This window comes from Microcoleus sp. w1-18aA5 (assembly GCF_036701705.1).
Lineage (GTDB): Bacteria > Cyanobacteriota > Cyanobacteriia > Cyanobacteriales > Microcoleaceae > Microcoleus.
Genome location: NZ_JAUPTE010000072.1, coordinates 1 through 19,189, shown reverse-complemented (window position 1 = coordinate 19,189; position 19,189 = coordinate 1). Strand labels below are relative to the sequence as shown.

The window sequence follows — 19,189 nt, the reverse complement described above, 5'->3', positions numbered from 1 at the left end:
TCATTGCCAGAGAGTGTTACCAGTATATAGTTGTATGCGATCTGCGATACCTAGCCAAAAGTTCAGGTGATCTCCTCAACCAAAGGTTAGTTCAAACTAAGTTGTTTTTATACCTTCAAAACTCAACTTTGAGCTAGCTACTTTAGCCAGGGAATTTTCTAAACTAAATTTACGCATAGGCCAGCCATAGCCTAGCTGTAAAAAATCCACAAGGAGTAACTTCCATGTCGAGTGAAAGCATCATAAAAAAAGCAACATCTACACCGGAAAACTCAACCTATCGAGAATTGAGCGACTTGGAACTCGAAGCGATCGCAGGTGGTATGCGTACTATCACAATCGAAGGCCCAGTGCCGGACTATCTAAAGCCCCGCATATCCACGCAACTGATTAACTACTTGCAGTCATATTTCGGGAAATGAGCGGCTTGTAACTATAAGCGATCGCGCTTCCGCTGAGTTTAAACATCCAATCAGAAAACATCAATGGAAACCCAGTTTATTTAAGAAACTGGGTTTTTATTTACCTCATATCATATACGTGTGAATCGAGCGTAATTCCTGTAGGGGCGGTTTTTACCAACCATAATCAACTAGAACTAATAATCTTGTAAACCAGATCCTGGCTCCATAGCACGTCTAAATCATTATATAAATCTACAAAAAAGGCTTTGCTTAATCAGGGTATGAAAAAAATCACTTAAAAATCCCGAAGTTTTGTGAATATTGGTTTCTATGCCTTGCATATTTAGCCTTTCCTACCTTAAATCAGCAACGCCAAAATCTTTATTTCAAAAGCTTACTACACTGAATATATAGCAAGTTTATTTGAGTTGTGAATGTAGAACAACCTGAAACGCTTGTGATGATTGAATCGATTGTTTACAAATCAAATGGTTTTGCTATACCTTTTGTCAATTTGGGAAGTTAAATGTAATTGGTGATTGGTAATTGTAGGTGGGGTAGAAGGAAGGGAAACCACGCCTACAATTACTATTCACAGTCATTCGATTTTAGATTTTAGATTTTAGATTTTGGATTGACCCCACGGATAAATTCGGGGAGTTGAGAATTTGAGATTTGAGATTTTGGATGGATTCCACGGATAAATCACGTGGCGAATACCATCAAGAAATTCTTGGTCAAAGTCCTAAGTCAAAAGTTCCAAGTCAAAAGCTAACAGCCAACAGTTAATTGTTAACTGTTGACTGTTAAACTGAATCCCTGTGCCGAACTCGCTAGAAACTGCCGGAATGGCTGTTCATTCTTTGGATTTAGAACTTTTGGAAAGCTTACCTTCAAAAGGTTGAACTCCACTATTTGGATAGTTGTCATCGCTGGGGCTAAAAATCCGCACCGCTGCTTCCGAAACGTAACGCATTGCGTTTGTCAAAGATTTAGAAAGATTCATAGAATCTGCCTCTCTTGTCTGAGTTCTGATACTTTTAATATTACTCGGATTTTTGGGCTGTGGATGAGTTTAGCAATATTTATTTGAATTACTTATTGGTCTGCAACATAGAAGCAAGCTGAAGGTTTGAGAAATTACGCATTTTTGGACGATCGACCTTTTGCTGGTAGATTTTTCCTTGCTCAGCTCAAGCACTCGCGATCGCCCTCCCGACGCTCAGAAACCGGGTTGTCTAACTCTCTTCAAAGGCTGCAAGGAAATATTTTCGCAAAAGACCCGGAACGCTTGAGTGTTTGTGCTTAATTCCTGAGTTTTTTAAATTCAGTATTTATATTGCTTTTACCATAATATTAATCGAAAAATCAACCTAAATCTGCTATTAAAGGGCATAATAAGCGAATTTGTCCGACAAATATCTGCAATCTTTATCAAAAATTTACAAAAAGATATGGTGTTTGTCACTATAATTAAAAAAAAGAAGTTTGTTCGGGGTTTTTCTTATGGAAACTGCGACAGAAAGCCTGCAGCTCACAGGTTTTGAAGAAATCTTAGAAGACCAGGAACTAATGGTTTCTTCAGCAGATTACAGCCTTTTGACCGATCTCTACCAGCTAACGATGTCCGCTTGTTACGTCGGGGAAGGGATCGACGGGCGGGCCGCGAGTTTTGAATTATTCGCGCGCAGGCTGCCAGAAGGTTTTGGCTACGCGATCGCGATGGGTTTGGCTCAAGTTATCGATTATTTGGAAAAATTTCGGTTTTCGCCGGCGCAAATTGAGGCTTTGCAGTCCACTGGGATTTTTGCCGACGCCCCGGAACGATTTTGGACTTTACTCGCCACAGCTCGTTTTACTGGCGATGTTTGGGCGGTGCCGGAGGGGACGGCGGTGTTTGCTAACGAGCCTCTGCTGCGAATTGAGGCTCCTCTGTGGCAGGCTCAGTTAGTGGAAACTTATTTATTGAATGCGATAAATTATCAAACTTTGATTGCGACGCGGGCAGCGCGGCTGCGGGATGTGGCGGGCCCGGAGGCTAAGTTGCTGGAATTCGGGACGCGCAGGGCTTTTGGGCCTCAAGCTGCTGTTTGGGCGGCTAGGGCTGCCCTGGCTGCGGGATTCGACGGAACTTCTAATATTTTGGCTGCTTTGAAGTTGGGCCGCAAGCCTGTCGGTACGATCGCCCATGCTTTGGTAATGGCTGTGGCTGCCCTCGAAGGCAGTGAGAATCAGGCGTTTGCAGCTTTTCACCGCTATTTTCCGGGGGCGCCGCTGCTGATCGATACTTATGATACTGTGGCGGCGGCGCGGATGTTGGCCGATCAAGTAAACAGCGGTGAAATGCAGTTGGAAGGCGTGCGGCTGGATTCGGGCGATTTGGCGCTGCTGTCTCGGGAAGTTCGATCGATCCTGCCTGGCGTTCCAATTTTTGCTAGCGGCGATTTGGACGATCGAGAAATTGCGAAATTAAAAAGTAGCGGTGCTTGCATTGACGGTTACGGTTTGGGAACGAAGTTGGTCAGCGGTTCTCCTATCAACGGTGTTTATAAGTTGGTGGAAATTGACGGAATTCCGGTGATGAAAGAGGCAAGCGGCAAGGTAACATATCCAGGAAGAAAGCAAATTTTTAGACATATTGAAAATGGGCAAATTCTCGGAGATTATTTGGGATTGTCGGGAGAAACTATTCACAATTGCGATTATTATTTACCATTAATGGAGTTGGTTGTCAAGGATGGCAAACGAGTTCATAACCAGGAAAGTTTGGAGGAGATCGCCAAACGCACTGCTGCTTCTGTCGCCAGTCTTCGACCCGAAACTCGCCAACTTGACAACCCGATTTCGCCGTCAGTGGAAATTTCTACAGATTTGCAGAGTCTCACCGAAAAAACGAAAAAGAGTCAATCGATTTTAGATTTTAGATTTTAGATTTTAGATTGAAGTTAGTAGTCAGTAGTCAGTAGTCATCAATCAACAGTCAACAGTCAACAGTCAACAGTCAACAATTACCGATTCCCTATGCAGAAGATTGCTCTTTTTGGAACCAGTGCCGATCCGCCCACAGCGGGACATAAAACAATTCTGAGTTGGCTTTCGCAACATTTTGATTGGGTAGCAGTTTGGGCGTCGGACAATCCTTTTAAGTCGCATCAAACTTCTTTACAACACCGATCGGCAATGCTGCTGTTAATGATTCAAGAAATTAATTCGCCCAGACACAATCTTTGCTTGCATCCAGAACTCAGCAGTCCGAGGACTGTGGAAACTGTGGAACAAGCAAGATTGCTGTGGCCGGATGCAGATTTGACGCTGGTAATCGGTTCTGACTTGGTGGGGCAACTGTCTCGCTGGTACAAATTTGAACAATTGTTAAAACAAGTGGATTTGCTGATAGTACCGCGACCCGGTTATCCATCAGAGCAAATAGATTTGTGGCAGTTGAGGCGCATGGGTGCAGACGTGGCGATCGCATCTTTGAGTGCTCCCAATGTTTCTTCTACTTCCTATCGGGAAAAAGGAGACAGGGAAGCTCTGACTCCGACCATCGAAGATTACATCCATAGGGAGCATTTGTACGCATGGCACGAGGCACAAAAAAGAGCGAGGGTTGCTCATTAGCTGACTTTAAAGTAGGAGTAGATAATGTTATTTTTTCCGTCGATACCGTGCAGAACCGCTTGTTGGTGCTGTTGGTAATGCGGCAAGACGAACCGTTTATCGATTCTTGGAGTCTTCCCGGTACTTTGGTGCGTCAGGGCGAGTCTCTTGAAAATGCGGCTTACCGAATTTTGTCTGAGAAAATTCGGGTAAAAAATTTGTATCTGGAGCAATTGTATACTTTTGGAGAACCCGGGCGCGATCCTCGGGAAATTACCAGGGGCGATCGTTATCTTTCGGTTAGTTATTTTGCTTTGGTACGCTTTGAGGAAGCTGAGTTAATTGCTGGGAGTGTAGTCGCGGGTGTCGGGCACCGTGTCGGCGGTATTGCTTGGTATCCCGTGCAACAAGTTCCTAAGCTGGCCTTCGATCACAATCAAATTCTCGAATACGGATATCGGCGACTGCGTAACAAACTTGAATACAGCCCGGTAGCTTTTGAAGTTTTGCCGGAACTTTTTACTTTGAGCGATTTGTATCAGCTTTATACAACTATTTTGGGAGAAAATTTTTCTGATTATTCTAATTTTAGAGCTCGATTGTTGAAATTGGGTTTTTTGTGCGATACCGGTGTTAAGGTTTCGCGCGGGGCGGGCCGCCCTGCTAGTTTGTACCGCTTTGATGCGGCCGCTTTTGCTCCTTTCAAAAATAAGCCACTGGTGTTTATTTAGCTGTTCCTTAGATGACATTCTGGGATCAATTTAGTAACATTAGAATATAAGCTATTAAGGAGTGCAGACGATGAAAGACCCTGATGAATGCGCTAATATTCACGAAGTTCGGGAGGAAATTGATATTATCGATCGAGAAGTGATCGAGGCTTTGAGCAAGAGATTTCAATACGTCATCGCGGCAGCAAGGTTCAAAACGAGTGAAGCTAGTGTTCGATCGTTCGATCGCTTTCACGATATGTTACAGCAGCGGCGCGAGTGGGCTCAAGAATCGGGTTTGAATCCTGATGTGGTTGAAAATATTTACCGGGATTTGGTAAATTATTATATTGAGGAAGAGTTGAAACATTACAAATCTGAGTAATCTTTCGCTACATTCAAATCTAGGAATATAAGAAAGTGAGTCCGCGCCGGCGGACTGTTAGCAATATTTATTAGGTGATTTGGTGAGATGAAAATTGCGATCGCACAACTCAACCCTACTATTGGTGATATCTTGGGCAACTCCAACCTGATTCTGGAGGCTGCGAAAAAAGCTGAGGTTGAGGGCGCAAACTTATTGCTAACACCGGAACTTTCCCTGATCGGTTATCCGCCGCGCGATTTGTTAATTAATCCGAGTTTCATTGCAGATGCAGGTACACAGTTGCAGCAACTGGCGCAAGCTTTGCCGCCGGAGTTGGCAGTCATAGTAGGCACTGCCTTACCTAATGCTAATGCTGTTAAACTCGGCGGAAAATCCTTGTTTAATAGTGCTATTTTGTTGCAAAATGGCGCCGTCAAAACAGTTTTTCATAAACGCTTGTTGCCTACTTATGATGTATTTGATGAAGATAGATATTTTGAACCGGGAGAAAACAGCAATTACTTTTCTATTGGCGAAGTCAAAATCGGCGTGACAATTTGTGAAGATTTGTGGAACAATGAGGAGTTTTGGGGTAAACGCAGTTACGCGGGCGATCCTGTTTCCGATCTGGCAAAATTGGGTGTAGATTTAGTGGTGAATTTGTCGGCATCGCCTTATTCTGCGGGGAAGCGGGGAGTGCGATCGGCGATGTTGCAGCACAGCATCATTCGCTGCGGGATACCGATTATTTACGCTAATCAGGTAGGGGGAAATGACGATATTATTTTTGATGGTAGCAGTTTTGGTGTGAATCGAAAGGGTGATTTAATTCAGGTATTAGCTTCTTTTGAAACGGATTTTGCGGTGCTGGAATATGACGCCACTAAACAAGATTTAGTTGGCAGCGGTGGGAATGGGCAAGATGCCCGATCCACAACAGATTTAAGTTTTCATCCGGCAGAAGGAGATGCAGAAATTTGGGCTGCTTTGGTTTTGGGAGTAGGAGATTATGTCCGCAAGTGCGGTTTTTCTAAGGTTGTACTCGGTTTGAGTGGCGGGATAGATTCGGCTTTGGTGGCTGCGATCGCCAGTTGCGCGATCGGGCCCGAAAATGTTCTAGGGGTGTTGATGCCTTCTCCTTACAGTTCGGATCATTCGGTTAATGATGCTTTGGAATTAGCACGAAATCTTGGCATTGCAATCGAAATGTTGCCGATCGGCGATTTGATGAAAACTTACGATCGCACTCTCGCCAATTTGTTTGTCAATACAACTTTCGGGATTGCTGAGGAAAATATTCAATCGCGGATTCGAGGCAATCTGTTGATGGCAATTTCCAATAAGTTCGGACATTTACTGCTTTCGACTGGGAATAAGTCGGAAATGGCTGTGGGTTACTGCACTCTCTACGGCGATATGAATGGGGGATTGGCGGTGATTGCTGATGTGCCGAAAACTCGCGTTTATTCGCTTTGTCGGTGGCTGAATTATGGAAGTGAGAAGATTAAAAATCAGGCTGACTTGGGAAAAGAAATCATTCCGGTTAATATTATTACTAAGCCGCCGAGTGCTGAACTGAAACCGGGACAAGTTGACCAAGATTCTTTGCCGGATTACGATGTTTTGGATGACATCTTGCAGCGGTTGATCGAACATCACGAATCTGCCCAACAAATTGTGGCGGCAGGACACGATGAAGCCGTGGTTAAACGTGTAGTAAAATTAGTGAGGCAAGCGGAGTTTAAACGGCGGCAAGCAGCCCCTGGTTTGAAAATTAGTGCTCGAGCTTTTGGTACCGGTTGGCGGATGCCGATCGCCAAATCTTCATTTTATTAAACGCATCATTAAACGCACAATGGTTAACATCGACGGTAGTTTCGGCTTCGATTTTCTCCTGGGAACTCTCAGCAACGATACGATTAGAGGATTTGCGGGTAATGATACTGTTCAAGGTTTGGGGGGAAATGACCGAATTTTTGGCGATCGGGAAAATGATTTGCTAGCAGGAAATGAAGGCGCTGATACGCTGTCTGGCGGTCAGGGAAGCGATACAATATATGGAGGACAAGACTCCGATTGGATTTTTGGCGATCGGGGTAACGATTTGCTAATAGGCGGCGAAGGCGGGGATCTCTTAACAGGAGGCGCGGGTGATGATTTATTTGTGATTGAAAAAACCGCCGCATCTACTATTACTGAAGCGGATATAATTACAGATTTTGGCAACGGCAATGATAAAATTGTCTTGACAGAAGGCATGAAGTTTAGCGATTTAGAGCTTTCTGTTTCCGACAACCAAACTATTATGAAAGACAAAAAATCTGGTAATTATTTAGGAGTTGTTTTGGGAAATTCTAATCTGACTGAATCAAACTTTATTTCGCTGTTTGGCGGACTAGATAGGGGTCAGCTTTTGCCAATTTCTGTTAACACGATTATAGCCGATCGCGCGATCGGACTAGAAGTGGCGCAAACTCCCCAAGAACAAGCCACAGGTTTAATGTTTCGCACAGAATTGCCAGACGACAGAGGAATGCTTTTCCCCATCGAACCCGCGCGAAACGTGCGTTTTTGGATGAAAAACGTGTTTATTGAGCTCGATATGGTTTTTCTGCGGGAAGGCGTAGTGCAGGCAATAATTCCTAACGTACCGCCGTGTTTGAGCGAAACCTGCCCCAACTACGGCCCGGATGTTCCCGTTGATGGAGTTATTGAACTCAGAGGCGGAAGGGCAGCCCAATTGGGACTCAAAGTTGGCGATCGGATTCCCAATTTGCCCTAAAAGGTATATGATTTTATCGCAGCATTCAACATTTTTGCATCCTATGAATCCTATGAATCCTATTGAATTAAAAATAATCCCCCATCAAACTCAAGACGGTTTAGCTTACCAACATTTGCGCTTGCGAATTACAACTCAAGACGGTATCATCACACCCGATGATTTACAAGGTTTGAAACTTCCTCAAGACGTTCAATTAAGCCAAGGAATTGTCATTGAAGGTAGAGGAGCAATTTGGCTGTACGGGTATTTAGTACATGAATGTCATCCTGCGGCTTGGGTGGGATGTTACGATCCGCGATTAGAAGGTGCCGTGGTAGTAGCGACGCACAAGCACGAGGTATCAGTTGGACAGGTATTAAAATTGAGTTTACCGAGCGATTAAGACTCTACGTAGCGAGTGTAGCGGCTTTGGTTTTGAATGCCAACCCGACTCTTACTCCGGCTCAAGTTGAGTATATCTTGACGACAATAGCCAAACCAAATGGGATAATAGCCTAGAAAAAATAGGCAGCAACTATTCAGAAATATTAATCGATCGCCATACACCCGCGCGAATCTGTTTTGTCCGAACCTCAGCGCGGATGGGATGTGGATGCAATCCAGCAATGGATGGCAAATATGGATTGACTTCGCAGTTAGAAATTTGGCAGAAAGTCGGCGCTTATACTTGTCGAACTTGTGAAGGTCAAATTCAAAATTTTAGCAAGCAAGTAGGATGGAACATGAGCTCGCAAGTAATCCCTATACCAGGGGAGTATCCAACAGTTGCTGCATGAATTTGGCAAAGTTATGTTGACAGCGATAAAAGCAAAACTAGGTACTGTCTTTTTGCTGGCGCGCAGACATGACAAGCGTGGAGAGTTAGAAAAATTAATCTGTTTTCTACTTTCGCTTGCGGCAAGTAACAGTTAATACCGCATATTCCAGGTTCATGAACTACAGTAGCAGCTATATTGTGTGGGGTTAATCTCTAGGGTGCGTCGCTGCGAGATATTGGATAAAACTTGCAGATTATTGATGGCGACGCACCTTACTTGCTTGACTTTTCAAAGCTTTTTACCTATGCCTGTTTCTCACAAATCATTTAGGATTGCTATAAATTGAGAGGGTTTTAATAATATTGAGGAATTGCTGCAAAATGGTGGACGAATGATTATGCCGCCAAACAGCAGTTAATTGAGTGGTTGTCGTTTGTTCCTGAATCTGACGATAGACCACTCCTTCCCGTTGAAGATTCTGTACGTGAGATGGCAGAATGCTGATACCTGTTTCCCCTGCGACTAATCCCAAAATTGTGACCATAAAGACGGCTGTTTGAGCAACTTTAGGAACAAACCCTGCTTGCGAACATACATGGTAAATTTCCTCAGATAAGCCAGCCACAATCTGATGAAGGGGCATTACAAATTCTTGATCCTTTAGGTCGGAAAGCGAAATTTTGGATTGGGCTGTAAGCGGATGGTTTTTGGGTAAAACGACGACAAGTGGTTCTTGTGTGAGAGACATCGTTTCTAAATCATTGGCTTCAGAAATATCGTGGTAGAGATAGAGAAAAATGATATCAGTCTGGCGATCGCGCAACCTCTGAATTAGGGAAGCACTATGTTCTTCCTGTAAAATCAGTTTTACCTCTGGATATCGCTGTCGAAAAGTTCGCAGCATCTCTGGAAAGACACCATTCGCGATCGAACTGGGAAAACCCACCGTCAAATAACCCAATTCACCCTGATGAATGCGCTGGGTTTTATGTACCGCTTGTTCTAACTGTACCAAAGTTGCGCGAGCTTCTTCTAAAAACGCCTGTCCTGCTGGGGTTAGCTGAATCGGGTGACTTTTGCGATCGAATAGCTTCACACCCAGTTCAGCCTCTAAATCTTTAATTTGTTGACTTAGGGGCGGTTGGGCAATGTGCAATCGCTTTGCCGCGCGACTAAAGCTCAGTTCGTCTGCCACTGCAATGAAGTAACGAAGATGGCGAAGTTCCATAGGTTATACGATTTTAGATTTGAGAATTGAATGATTGGGAATGAATGATTACTATCATGGTTTGGAGCACGAGCCTACAGTTATATTCTCTTTGGTAACGGGGATTAAATACTATATTTTTTAAGTATATTGTTATATATAAAAAAGTATTTGACATATAGCTATAACTTCTTTATTTTGAAAGTAATAGTTATAAATTTCGGCACAAAATACCTATTTAAGTATTGCTTAATGAGGATTATTCATGATTTCGCAAGTAATTCGACGAGTTGCAGTTGTGGGAGGAACCCACGGAAACGAGTTGACTGGGGTTTATCTGATTAAGAAGTTTCAACAATTCCCAGACTTACTGAAACGATCGAGCTTTGAGGTGGTTACTCTATTAGCTAATCCTCAAGCGGTAAAGTCCAATCGGCGTTATGTCTATCGCGATTTGAACCGTTGCTTTGCCGAGGAAGATTTGTCTAACCCAGATTTGATGGGTTACGAGAACAGACGTGCTAAGGAAATCTCCGCCCAACTATGTCCGAAAGACGAACATGGGGCTGATGTGATCGTTGACCTTCACAGCACAACGGCCAACATGGGGCTGACAATTTTACCATCTAGCAAACATCCATTCAATTTGCAATTATTAGCTTATTTGAGTGAGATCGAACCCTCACTGCGAGTTTGTTTCGGAGAGCATTGTGGTGAGGATGCCCCAATGCTTCGATCGCTCTCTGCTTTCGGTGGCACCATAGAAGTTGGGCCCATCGCCCAGGGAGTCATTAACGCCCGTCAGCTTCAGCAAACCGAAATGCTAGTCCACGCCATTCTGGATTATCTCGATGCACAAAATCAGGGAAAGCCGCTTCCTATACCATCATATTTAACTGTATATCAGGCGATCGGCTCAGTAGACTATCCCAGAAATTCACTAGGTGAACTGCAAGCTGCGATCCACCCCCAACTTCAGTTCAAAGACTATGAACCCTTGCATCCCGGTGAACCGATGTTTCTCACATTTACGGGAGAATCACTCCCCTATCAAGGAGAATCTACTGTTTTCCCTGTATTCATTAACGAAGCTGCCTATTACGAAAAACACATAGCGATGGTTTTGACGCAAAAACAACAGCTTCAGCTTGAAACGGCATAACTTGCCGAAAAATATGACTTTTATGAAATTAGGGTTATGACTTTTATGAACTCAAGCAATGAATTTATGAATTGACTTATCATTTCGCCGATGGAAGAATGTTAATTAATTTAAAATCAAGCATTGTCTCCCTTAAACACCAGTGAATCTCAAATTATCAGGAGTGAATTTATGGAAAGTACGCTCGGTATATTGGCAATCGATCGCGAACAGCAGCTCACAGCAGCATTAACAACCTTTGGTAACAGCGGTCAGCTTAATTTTTTCACTGCATCCAGTCAATTTAGCGGTAGCATCCCCACCCACGGTCTTGACACTGATAATTTGACAGCGATCGCGATCGGCGAACAAGGACAAATAGCAGATTTTGTAGTAACCCAAAGCAGCGAGAGCCTCAGTTACTCAGCCAACAATCAAGTCGCTAGCATTACATCTCCTGCTCAACAAAAATCGAACTCAGATGCGATCGCTGTCGGCACAGATCCCCTCACAGGAACGAGAACGGCTAATCAGTTGAATTTATCAGATCCAGGCAACTCCTTAGCCACTGCACGCAATATAGGTGTAGTTGATAACAGCAGCGTCAACTTAAGCGATTTTGTCGGAGTTGGTGATACTGACGATTATTACAGTTTTACTGTCAGCAGCAATAGCAATTTAAGCTTGCGTCTCGACGGTTTGAGTGCTAATGTCGGCATCGAGTTAATTGAAGATAAGAACCGCAACGGTTGGGCAGAACCTGACGAAATTATTGACAGAATTTCTACCTTAGTCAGTACATCCCGCGAGATAAATTTCTTCAACCTGACTCCCGGAAATTACTATGTCGGAGTTTATAGTTACTCTGGCTATAAGAATTACAACCTGGAGCTTACTGCAACACCTGCTACTGGTTTTAGCAGCAATTACGGATACGGTTTAGTGGATGCAAATGCAGCAGTAGCCCGCACTTTTAACAGTCCAGTTAAGTTCCCAGAAGTTCCTAATTTGGGCGGGAATGATTGGGCAAGAGACATGGTAAATGCGCCGGAAGTTTGGCAGGGGGGAATTACCGGAAATGGGATTGTTGTAGCTGTCGTGGATAGCGGTGTTGACTACACCCATCTCGATTTAGATGCCAATATTTGGCAGAATGCGGATGAGATTCCCAATAACCAAATTGACGACGATCGCAACGGATATATTGATGATATTCGGGGTTGGGATTTTGTGTGGAACGACAACAACCCAATGGATTGGGACGGTCATGGGACTCACGTAGCAGGCGCGATTGCGGCCGAACGAAATGGTTTTCACATCACAGGAGTTGCCCCCAATGCCAAAATTATGCCTGTCAAGGTGTGGGACTCGTATAATGGGAATATCAATAGTATTGCAGAAGGAATTCGCTATGCTGCTAATAATGGAGCCAATGTAATTAACCTCAGCTTGGGCGATTATCGGTTATCTTCCAAGGTAATTGAGGACGCAGTTCAGTATGCAAATAGCAAAGGCTCTGTTGTCGTCATGTCAGCAGGAAATGATTATTCCAGCCAACCAGATTATCCAGCTAGAAATGCCGATCGCTTCGGAATTGCTGTCGGAGGAATCGATCAAAATGGCAGAGTGGCTTACTTCTCTAACTATGCAGGTTCTAAACCTTTGGATTACGTAGTCGCACCTGGAGTAGATATCCTTTCTACAACTCCAAATAACACTTACAAAACCTACGAAGGCACATCGATGGCGGCCCCTCACGTGGCGGGTGTAGCCGCTTTAGTTTTGAATGCAAATCCGAATCTAACTCCGGCTCAGGTTGAGCAAATTTTGACTTCAACAGCCAACCCAAATGGGATAATAGCCTAGAAAGAATAGGCAGCAACTATTCAGAAACATTAGTCGATCGCCCTACAACCGCGCGAATCTGTTTTGTCAGAAGCTTCGGGCGATCGAACACTCGTCTATTTACCAAATTTGCAATTTTAATGTGAGGACTTATGACTATTAATCGCGTCTCAGTTGACTCAGCAGGCAATCAGGTGATCGGCGACTCCGAGATCCCCTCCATCTCTGCCGATGGGCGGTTTGTGACGTTTTTATCTAACGCCACCAACCTCGTGCCGGGGGACACTAACAATAGCAAGGACATCTTCGTGCGCGACTTGTTAACGAATATCATCACCCGCGTCTCAGTTAACTCAGCAGGCAATCAGGGGAACGCCTTGTCCGTCCTCCCCTCCATTTCCGGTAACGGGCGGTTTGTGGCGTTTGCATCGAATGCTTCCAACCTCGTGCCGGGGGACACTAACGGTAGAGCCGACATCTTCGTCCGCGACTTGTTAACGAATATCACTACCCGCGTCTCTGTTGACTCAGCAGGCAATCAGGGGAACGGCATTTCCTATTCCTTGTTGACCTCCATCTCCGCCGACGGGCGGTTTGTGATGTTTGCATCGGATGCCACCAACCTTGTGGCGGGAGACACTAACGGTACCCGTGATATCTTCGTGCGTGACTTGTTAACAAACACTACCACCCGCGTCTCTGTAGATTCAGCAGGCAATCAGGGGAACGGCATTTCCGAGTTCCCCTCCATCTCCGCCGACGGGCGGTTTGTGGGGTTTGCATCTAATGCCTCCAACCTCGTGCCGGGAGACACTAACAATAGTCGCGATACCTTCGTCCGCGACTTGTTAACGAATACCACTACCCGCGTCTCTGTAGATTCAGCAGGCATTCAGGGAAACGACTCCTCCGGCATTCCCTCCATCTCCGCCGACGGGCGGTTTGTGACGTTTGCATCGGATGCCACCAACCTCGTGCCGGGGGACATTAACAATCGCGGCGACATCTTCGTGCGCGACTTGTTAACCAATACCACTACCTGCGTCTCAGTTGACTCAGCAGGCAATCCGGGGAACGACTCCTCCCTCTATAGCTCGATCTCCTCCGACTATAGCTCGATCTCCGCCGACGGACGGTTTGTGGTGTTTGAATCTGATGCCTCCAACCTCGTGCGGGGGGACACTAACAATAGCACTGACATCTTCGTGCGCGACTTGTCAACCAATACCACCACTCGCGTCTCTGTTTCAGGGGCGGGCAATCAGGGGAACGGCGAATCCTACAGCCCCTCCATCTCCGCCAACGGGCAGAAAGTGGCGTTTTCATCTAAGGCCTCCAACCTCGTGCCGGGAGATACCAACAATGGCTCAGACCTCTTTATTGTTGACTTAACCAACACTCCAGGCGTCATCAATACTTCTAGTAACAACATCAACGGCACAAACGGCAACGACAACCTGATAGGCACTCCCAGCAGCGATAATATCAACGGTTTTGACGGCGATGACGCACTTATCGGCAGACAAGGCAACGATATCCTTGTCGGGGGCGGCGGCAGCGACAACCTGTTTGGTGGCAAAGGTTTTGACACCCTCAACGGCGGTTTGGGAAACGATATTCTAGTCGGCGGCGCGGGCAACGATGTATTTGTTTTAGGTGCGGGGTTGGGAGTTGATACAATCTCTGATTTCGGCCACGCTCAAGATACCATTCAATTAATGAACGGCTTGACTTTCGGACAACTATCAATTTCCGCTGGAACTAACGGCACATTAATTGGATTAGCTAGCAGCGGTGAAATTTTAGCTGCTTTGACAGGTGTTGCTCCCAATCTCATCGGCTCTGAAGATTTCGTCTCTGTTTAAATATCTGTAGATTCTCAATTGCCTGCTGTAGAAACACAGCAATGCTTTGTCCTTTCACCGAATATCTCACCTTTACTCAAAGAACACGATCGGGAATTACGCACTCCGACAGAGAAACCGAGTTCTTTTGCGAATCTTCGGGTCACAACGCAGTATTTTCGTAAAAAACCCGGTTTCTGAACCCCCATGCACAAGCCCTAGCAAAAAATGGTTTGACGCGCAATATACTGTTGTTAGCTTTTAGTTATTAATTATGGCAAATTATAAAACAGTTTTTTTGTTCAATAGTTTAACTTTAGTGCTAGTTGGGATAGTGACGGCTTGTCTGAATTTATTCGGTTCTTCGGTAAAAGGGTTATTTTTGCCGCCTTGCTCTGCCACGTATCCGGGTGCAGGTTTCTTTTTCTTGGCGTTTCAAATGTTATTTTATTTATCGGTAATGGTGTGCGCTTTTACCTTTGGATTGCTGAGAATTATTCAACCAGATCGCCCAGAAAATCGATTTATTTTATATTCGGCACTGTTTGCCAGTTGCTTTCTGTTCAATGAAGTTTTTCGCACCCACGTTCATCTGGGACGTGCGGGTTTTCCGAAAGTGACAATTGTCATATTTTACGCCGTGCTGGCAATTGCATACGGATTAACTTTTCGGAGGTATATTCCCTCGACTCCCTATGCTTTACTGCTGAGTGGGGTTGGTTTGTTATTTGTTGCCTTTTTTGCAGAAGCGCTGCCGTTAAAAAACGAGATTGTTTCGAGCTTGCTGGAGGGAATACCGAAGCTGTTGAGCGGGATTAATATTGCACTTTATTTTTGGTTTTTGTGTCAGGGTTTGATAGTGCGATCGCTCAATTTTTCTAACACGAAATCAAATCCAGGATGGAAGTAAGATGAAAATTTGCTGTTGGTGGAAGCTGGTTTTTGAGATTGTCTATTTTTGGCAAATATTGTTTGTAAAACCCGCCACTACATGATTGTATAATCGGTTAAAACTGAGATATTGCACAATGGTAAGTTAGCCTTTTATGAACAGTCAAGATGCCTGTCCCACAAAATATAAATTTTATTGTGGAACAGGCATCTTGCCTGTTGCTGAAAATGGTGCAAGATATCAGTTAAAACAAAAAGTATCGCTGCGCCATTGGCAAAACAGTTGCCGGTTCGCAAGTTAACAATTCCCCATCCGCCCTAACTTCATAAGTTTCTGGATCGACTTCCATTTGTGGCAAATAATCGTTGAGTTTCATATCTCTTTTACTAATTTGTCGCGTCCCGGAAACTGCTACAGTGGGCTTTTGCAAACCGAGCTGTGCGGCAATATCTCGATCGCGCGCAGCTTGGGAAACAAACGTCAGACAAGTCGCCCCAATCGCCCCGCCAAAACTGCCAAACATCGGCCGCATATGCACCGGTTGCGGCGTGGGAATGCTGGCGTTAGCATCTCCCATCTGCCCATAGGCGATCGCCCCTCCTTTAATTACCAACTCCGGTTTCACCCCAAAAAAAGCCGGCCACCACAAACACAAATCCGCCAATTTCCCCTCTTCTACTGAACCGACATACTGACTAATTCCGTGAGTAATCGCCGGATTAATTGTATATTTGGCAATGTACCGCTTCACCCGAAAATTATCATTAATTCCCTCTGTTTCCCCCCCTTGGTAAGGGGGGGTTAGGGGGGGTAAATGTCCCCGCTGCACTTTCATTTTATGAGCCGTTTGCCAAGTCCGAATAATCACCTCTCCCACTCTTCCCATCGCCTGCGAGTCAGAAGAAATCATACTAAACGCACCTAAATCGTGCAAAATATCCTCAGCAGCAATAGTTTCCCTTCTAATTCTCGATTCAGCAAAAGCGACATCTTCAGGAATACCTCGATCCAAATGGTGGCAAACCATCAACATATCTAAATGTTCTTCTAAAGTATTGACAGTGTAAGGGCGAGTCGGGTTAGTTGACGAAGGCAAAACATTAGCTTGGCCGCAAACTTTGATAATATCAGGTGCGTGTCCGCCGCCAGCACCTTCAGTATGGTAAGTATGAATAGCTCGATTTTTGAAAGCAGCAATTGTAGCTTCCACAAATCCCGCTTCATTGAGAGTATCCGTGTGAATTGCAACTTGCACATCGTACTCGTCAGCTACACTCAAACAAGTGTCGATCGTTGCTGGTGTAGTTCCCCAATCTTCGTGGAGTTTCAAACCCATTGCACCGGCCAAGATTTGTTCAATTAATCCTTGGGGTTGACTGCTATTTCCTTTACCTAAAAATCCTAGGTTTACCGGGAAAGCGTCGGCTGCTTGCAGCATTCGGTACATATGCCAAGGCCCCGGAGTGCAAGTTGTGGCGTTTGTACCCGTTGCAGGGCCTGTGCCACCGCCAATCATTGTAGTGATTCCAGAGGCGATCGCCACTTCAATTTGCTGCGGACAAATAAAATGAATGTGAGTGTCAATTCCCCCAGCGGTGAGAATCATTCCTTCACCGGCAATTACTTCAGTACCAGGCCCGATAATAATATCTACCCTATCTTGAATATAAGGATTTCCGGCTTTACCAATTTTGTAAATTTTGCCGTCTTTAATACCGACATCTGCTTTAACAATTCCCCACCAGTCTAATATTAAAGCATTAGTAATCACCGTGTCAACAGCGCCGTCTGCATTAGAAATAGGCGATTGTCCCATGCCGTCGCGAATAACTTTGCCACCGCCAAATTTAACTTCATCCCCGTAGATTGTGAAGTCTTTTTCAACTTCTATGAATAATTCTGTATCGGCTAACCGGACGCGATCGCCCACAGTCGGCCCGAAGGTTTCCGCGTAGGCGCGACGATCCATTCTGTAACTCATGTTCACTCCTAATATTAATAAATTTTTAGTTAGCAGTTGAGACCCACTTCAATTATAGTATGTGACGAGTTCCTCAATCTGAAACAGTAAAAAAAATACAACATTAGGCAAGCTTTAAAACCCCGATCGTCATCAATTCTGCCCCTCGAAAATCTAAAATGGTATAATCGGGCAAATTTACTCCAGTATTTTCTGGATTTGCCTTTTTAAAATCTCCACATCCACCGTCATATCCATGCCAATGAAACTCCAATCTTCCGCTACATTGTTGTCATCAACCATGCGAGAGTATTCTAATCCCAATAGCTGGCAAATGTAATAGAAATATGGCGGAGTGTACCCTCCATAAAAGAATTCCAATACTTTCGTTCCCGGCTGACACCACAGCAAATTTGTAAAACCTGCCCCGTGAGGGCCGACAACCACCGCCGCTTCTGCAAACAGACGAATTTGTTCATCAACACTGCGCGAGATATCTTCCAAAATTTCAAAATCAAATTCTTTCAAAACCTCTCGCACTTGTACTTCATTTTTAACCTTGCGCCGGCCGCTTCTAGACAGATAAAGTTTTCTATAAGGCTTTACCTTTTCCTTAAGACAGAATTTTTTCCGCAAAAGCTCTATATCGTAAGGACTGGGAAAATACCAGTCTTGATTGTTTCCCACCACCACACTTTCTGCATGATATCCCGTATCTCTAGCCTGAGTGTCGATTAGTGAACTTTCAGGAATACCGAGTTTGGTCATAAAGCCCAACTCAAAATCTGTATGTCGTAAAGGATAACAAATTTTAGCTTCTTGCCAAATTTCCTTACCTAAAGCCTCCTCAATTCGACAAAGTTTAGCCAGCACAAAAATCACATAATCATAATAACTGCACCACAAATGCGACCAAGGAGCAACTACCAGCGGATAGGTAATTTGGTTAGGTTTGTAAGGCCATTCCAGAATGCCCGCACCGCTAATCCGAAAATCCAAGTCTAAAAGCAATTTCTTATTCAGCAGCGTGTTGCCCGACGTACAAATAGTTAAAGAATTTATTTTTTGATTCAAAGAAATCTTCCATACATAATCTGGGTCAAAAGACACGGCTTTTTCCGTGGCAAAAAACCTAGAAGGCACTTTTTTTACAGAGGTTAATGCGGGTATATTGATGGGTTGGTGCTGCTTTTTATAAACTATGCTGTCATCTAACAATTTGATGCTGGTGCGTCGGTCTAACGGGGTTCTCCAGACACGCCTTGATGTTGCCAGCAAGCTCTGCTTCAATTTCTGTTTGATCTGGTCAACTAATTTTGGGTTCATCACGCACTTTTGCTGTATATCTTTGCAGTTTTTACAACCACATTAGACCGCAAACGGCAGATTTTAACTCGCTCAAAAGTAGGAGATTGAACTAACAAAAAAAGCCCGAAGGCATTTATACAGAAGGCAGAGAAAAAGTTTTTATCTTACTTTATCATTCTCCAGGCATAGGGCTGGAAATGATACCATTTGCGATTTTACATTTGGGATTGGGATGAGTGTCACTATGATAGTGTGGAGAGAGCCTACAGTTGCATTATGTTTTGAAACTGGCAGGGCTATTTCATTCTAAACAACTCCTTAATTAGTTTAAGGCCAAATCCCGCCAGACGTTGGGCTTGAGCCATATT

The 19,189-nt window shown here is 44.5% G+C and carries 18 protein-coding genes; 14 read left to right on the top strand and 4 right to left on the bottom strand.

Annotated features, from left to right (window positions below; all coding sequences use genetic code 11):
* Positions 1-224: 224 nt before the first annotated feature.
* Entirely contained in the window at positions 225-422 is a 198-nt protein-coding gene (locus Q5691_RS21720; protein ID WP_333083724.1) for a hypothetical protein, read from the top strand.
* Positions 423-1,260: 838 nt separating this feature from the next.
* Here the strand turns inward: Q5691_RS21720 and Q5691_RS21715 are convergent.
* A complete protein-coding gene (locus Q5691_RS21715; RefSeq protein WP_333083725.1) occupies positions 1,261-1,410 on the bottom strand; it encodes an isochorismate synthase in 150 nt (49 codons plus the stop codon).
* 126 nt (positions 1,411-1,536) lie between these two features.
* On the opposite strand from Q5691_RS21715, the gene Q5691_RS21710 reads away from it, so the two are divergent.
* From Q5691_RS21710 to Q5691_RS21670, 9 genes are all read left to right on the top strand, one after another.
* Positions 1,537-1,713, top strand: a complete 177-nt coding sequence (locus tag Q5691_RS21710) for a hypothetical protein (protein WP_333215105.1) — start codon at positions 1,537-1,539, stop codon at positions 1,711-1,713.
* Positions 1,714-1,910: 197 nt separating this feature from the next.
* Positions 1,911-3,335, top strand: coding sequence for a nicotinate phosphoribosyltransferase (locus Q5691_RS21705; protein WP_333346942.1), 1,425 nt, complete (start codon positions 1,911-1,913; stop codon positions 3,333-3,335).
* 90 nt (positions 3,336-3,425) lie between these two features.
* The gene (locus Q5691_RS21700; protein WP_333215101.1) at positions 3,426-4,025 is read left to right on the top strand and encodes a nicotinate-nucleotide adenylyltransferase; all 600 of its coding nucleotides are present in this window, start codon (positions 3,426-3,428) and stop codon (positions 4,023-4,025) included.
* Positions 3,986-4,735, top strand: a complete 750-nt coding sequence (locus tag Q5691_RS21695) for an NrtR DNA-binding winged helix domain-containing protein (protein WP_333311694.1) — start codon at positions 3,986-3,988, stop codon at positions 4,733-4,735. Before Q5691_RS21700 ends, Q5691_RS21695 begins: the two co-directional genes overlap by 40 nt.
* 70 nt (positions 4,736-4,805) lie before the next feature.
* Positions 4,806-5,099 carry an isochorismate lyase gene (locus Q5691_RS21690; protein ID WP_333083730.1) on the top strand — a complete coding sequence of 98 codons (294 nt, stop codon included), beginning with the start codon at positions 4,806-4,808 and terminating at the stop codon, positions 5,097-5,099.
* Positions 5,100-5,186: 87 nt separating this feature from the next.
* A complete protein-coding gene (locus Q5691_RS21685; protein WP_333346939.1) occupies positions 5,187-6,917 on the top strand; it encodes an NAD+ synthase in 1,731 nt (576 codons plus the stop codon).
* Between the two features lie 19 nt (positions 6,918-6,936).
* Positions 6,937-7,863, top strand: a complete 927-nt coding sequence (locus Q5691_RS21680) for a DUF192 domain-containing protein (RefSeq protein WP_333346936.1) — start codon at positions 6,937-6,939, stop codon at positions 7,861-7,863.
* Positions 7,864-7,915: 52 nt separating this feature from the next.
* Positions 7,916-8,248, top strand: a complete 333-nt coding sequence (gene crn3, locus Q5691_RS21675; RefSeq protein WP_333083735.1) for a CRISPR-associated ring nuclease Crn3/Csx3 — start codon at positions 7,916-7,918, stop codon at positions 8,246-8,248.
* Between the two features lie 199 nt (positions 8,249-8,447).
* Positions 8,448-8,642, top strand: coding sequence for a hypothetical protein (locus Q5691_RS21670; RefSeq protein WP_333346934.1), 195 nt, complete (start codon positions 8,448-8,450; stop codon positions 8,640-8,642).
* Positions 8,643-8,946: 304 nt separating this feature from the next.
* Here the strand turns inward: Q5691_RS21670 and Q5691_RS21665 are convergent, their stop codons facing one another.
* Positions 8,947-9,852 (bottom strand): LysR substrate-binding domain-containing protein, encoded by a 906-nt coding sequence (locus Q5691_RS21665; RefSeq protein WP_333083738.1) that lies wholly within the window; start codon positions 9,850-9,852, stop codon positions 8,947-8,949.
* A gap of 244 nt (positions 9,853-10,096) precedes the next feature.
* Between Q5691_RS21665 and Q5691_RS21660 the strand changes: the two genes are divergently transcribed.
* The 4 genes from Q5691_RS21660 (at position 10,097) to Q5691_RS21645 (ending at position 15,571) form a co-directional block, all read left to right on the top strand.
* Positions 10,097-10,993 carry an aspartoacylase gene (locus tag Q5691_RS21660; RefSeq protein ID WP_333346931.1) on the top strand — a complete coding sequence of 299 codons (897 nt, stop codon included), beginning with the start codon at positions 10,097-10,099 and terminating at the stop codon, positions 10,991-10,993.
* Between the two features lie 171 nt (positions 10,994-11,164).
* On the top strand, positions 11,165-12,838 hold the full coding sequence (locus Q5691_RS21655; RefSeq protein ID WP_333346928.1) for a S8 family serine peptidase: 1,674 nt from the start codon (positions 11,165-11,167) through the stop codon (positions 12,836-12,838).
* Between the two features lie 131 nt (positions 12,839-12,969).
* On the top strand, positions 12,970-14,682 hold the full coding sequence (locus Q5691_RS21650) for a calcium-binding protein (RefSeq protein WP_333346925.1): 1,713 nt from the start codon (positions 12,970-12,972) through the stop codon (positions 14,680-14,682).
* A gap of 253 nt (positions 14,683-14,935) precedes the next feature.
* Positions 14,936-15,571, top strand: a complete 636-nt coding sequence (locus Q5691_RS21645) for a hypothetical protein (RefSeq protein ID WP_333346922.1) — start codon at positions 14,936-14,938, stop codon at positions 15,569-15,571.
* 226 nt (positions 15,572-15,797) lie between these two features.
* Here the strand turns inward: Q5691_RS21645 and ureC are convergent, their stop codons facing one another.
* A complete protein-coding gene (ureC, locus tag Q5691_RS21640) occupies positions 15,798-17,534 on the bottom strand; it encodes an urease subunit alpha (RefSeq protein ID WP_333346920.1) in 1,737 nt (578 codons plus the stop codon).
* 177 nt (positions 17,535-17,711) lie between these two features.
* Complete coding sequence (locus Q5691_RS21635; RefSeq protein WP_333230292.1) at positions 17,712-18,839, bottom strand: glycosyltransferase family 61 protein; 1,128 nt, start codon at positions 18,837-18,839, stop codon at positions 17,712-17,714.
* Positions 18,840-19,189 lie beyond the last annotated feature (350 nt).

Excerpts from the sequence above, each read along its gene's own strand:
- Q5691_RS21635 (WP_333230292.1), bottom strand. The coding sequence starts at position 18,839 with ATGAACCCAAAATTAGTTGACCAGATCAAACAGAAATTGAAGCAGAGC.
- Q5691_RS21695 (WP_333311694.1), top strand. The coding sequence starts at position 3,986 with ATGGCACGAGGCACAAAAAAGAGCGAGGGTTGCTCATTAGCTGACTTT.
- Q5691_RS21650 (WP_333346925.1), top strand. The coding sequence starts at position 12,970 with ATGACTATTAATCGCGTCTCAGTTGACTCAGCAGGCAATCAGGTGATC.
- crn3 (WP_333083735.1), top strand. The coding sequence starts at position 7,916 with ATGAATCCTATTGAATTAAAAATAATCCCCCATCAAACTCAAGACGGT.
- Q5691_RS21655 (WP_333346928.1), top strand. The coding sequence starts at position 11,165 with ATGGAAAGTACGCTCGGTATATTGGCAATCGATCGCGAACAGCAGCTC.
- Q5691_RS21700 (WP_333215101.1), top strand. The coding sequence starts at position 3,426 with ATGCAGAAGATTGCTCTTTTTGGAACCAGTGCCGATCCGCCCACAGCG.
- ureC (WP_333346920.1), bottom strand. The coding sequence starts at position 17,534 with ATGAGTTACAGAATGGATCGTCGCGCCTACGCGGAAACCTTCGGGCCG.
- Q5691_RS21705 (WP_333346942.1), top strand. The coding sequence starts at position 1,911 with ATGGAAACTGCGACAGAAAGCCTGCAGCTCACAGGTTTTGAAGAAATC.
- Q5691_RS21670 (WP_333346934.1), top strand. The coding sequence starts at position 8,448 with ATGGGATGTGGATGCAATCCAGCAATGGATGGCAAATATGGATTGACT.
- Q5691_RS21660 (WP_333346931.1), top strand. The coding sequence starts at position 10,097 with ATGATTTCGCAAGTAATTCGACGAGTTGCAGTTGTGGGAGGAACCCAC.
- Q5691_RS21645 (WP_333346922.1), top strand. The coding sequence starts at position 14,936 with ATGGCAAATTATAAAACAGTTTTTTTGTTCAATAGTTTAACTTTAGTG.
- Q5691_RS21690 (WP_333083730.1), top strand. The coding sequence starts at position 4,806 with ATGAAAGACCCTGATGAATGCGCTAATATTCACGAAGTTCGGGAGGAA.
- Q5691_RS21685 (WP_333346939.1), top strand. The coding sequence starts at position 5,187 with ATGAAAATTGCGATCGCACAACTCAACCCTACTATTGGTGATATCTTG.
- Q5691_RS21665 (WP_333083738.1), bottom strand. The coding sequence starts at position 9,852 with ATGGAACTTCGCCATCTTCGTTACTTCATTGCAGTGGCAGACGAACTG.
- Q5691_RS21715 (WP_333083725.1), bottom strand. The coding sequence starts at position 1,410 with ATGAATCTTTCTAAATCTTTGACAAACGCAATGCGTTACGTTTCGGAA.
- Q5691_RS21720 (WP_333083724.1), top strand. The coding sequence starts at position 225 with ATGTCGAGTGAAAGCATCATAAAAAAAGCAACATCTACACCGGAAAAC.
- Q5691_RS21680 (WP_333346936.1), top strand. The coding sequence starts at position 6,937 with ATGGTTAACATCGACGGTAGTTTCGGCTTCGATTTTCTCCTGGGAACT.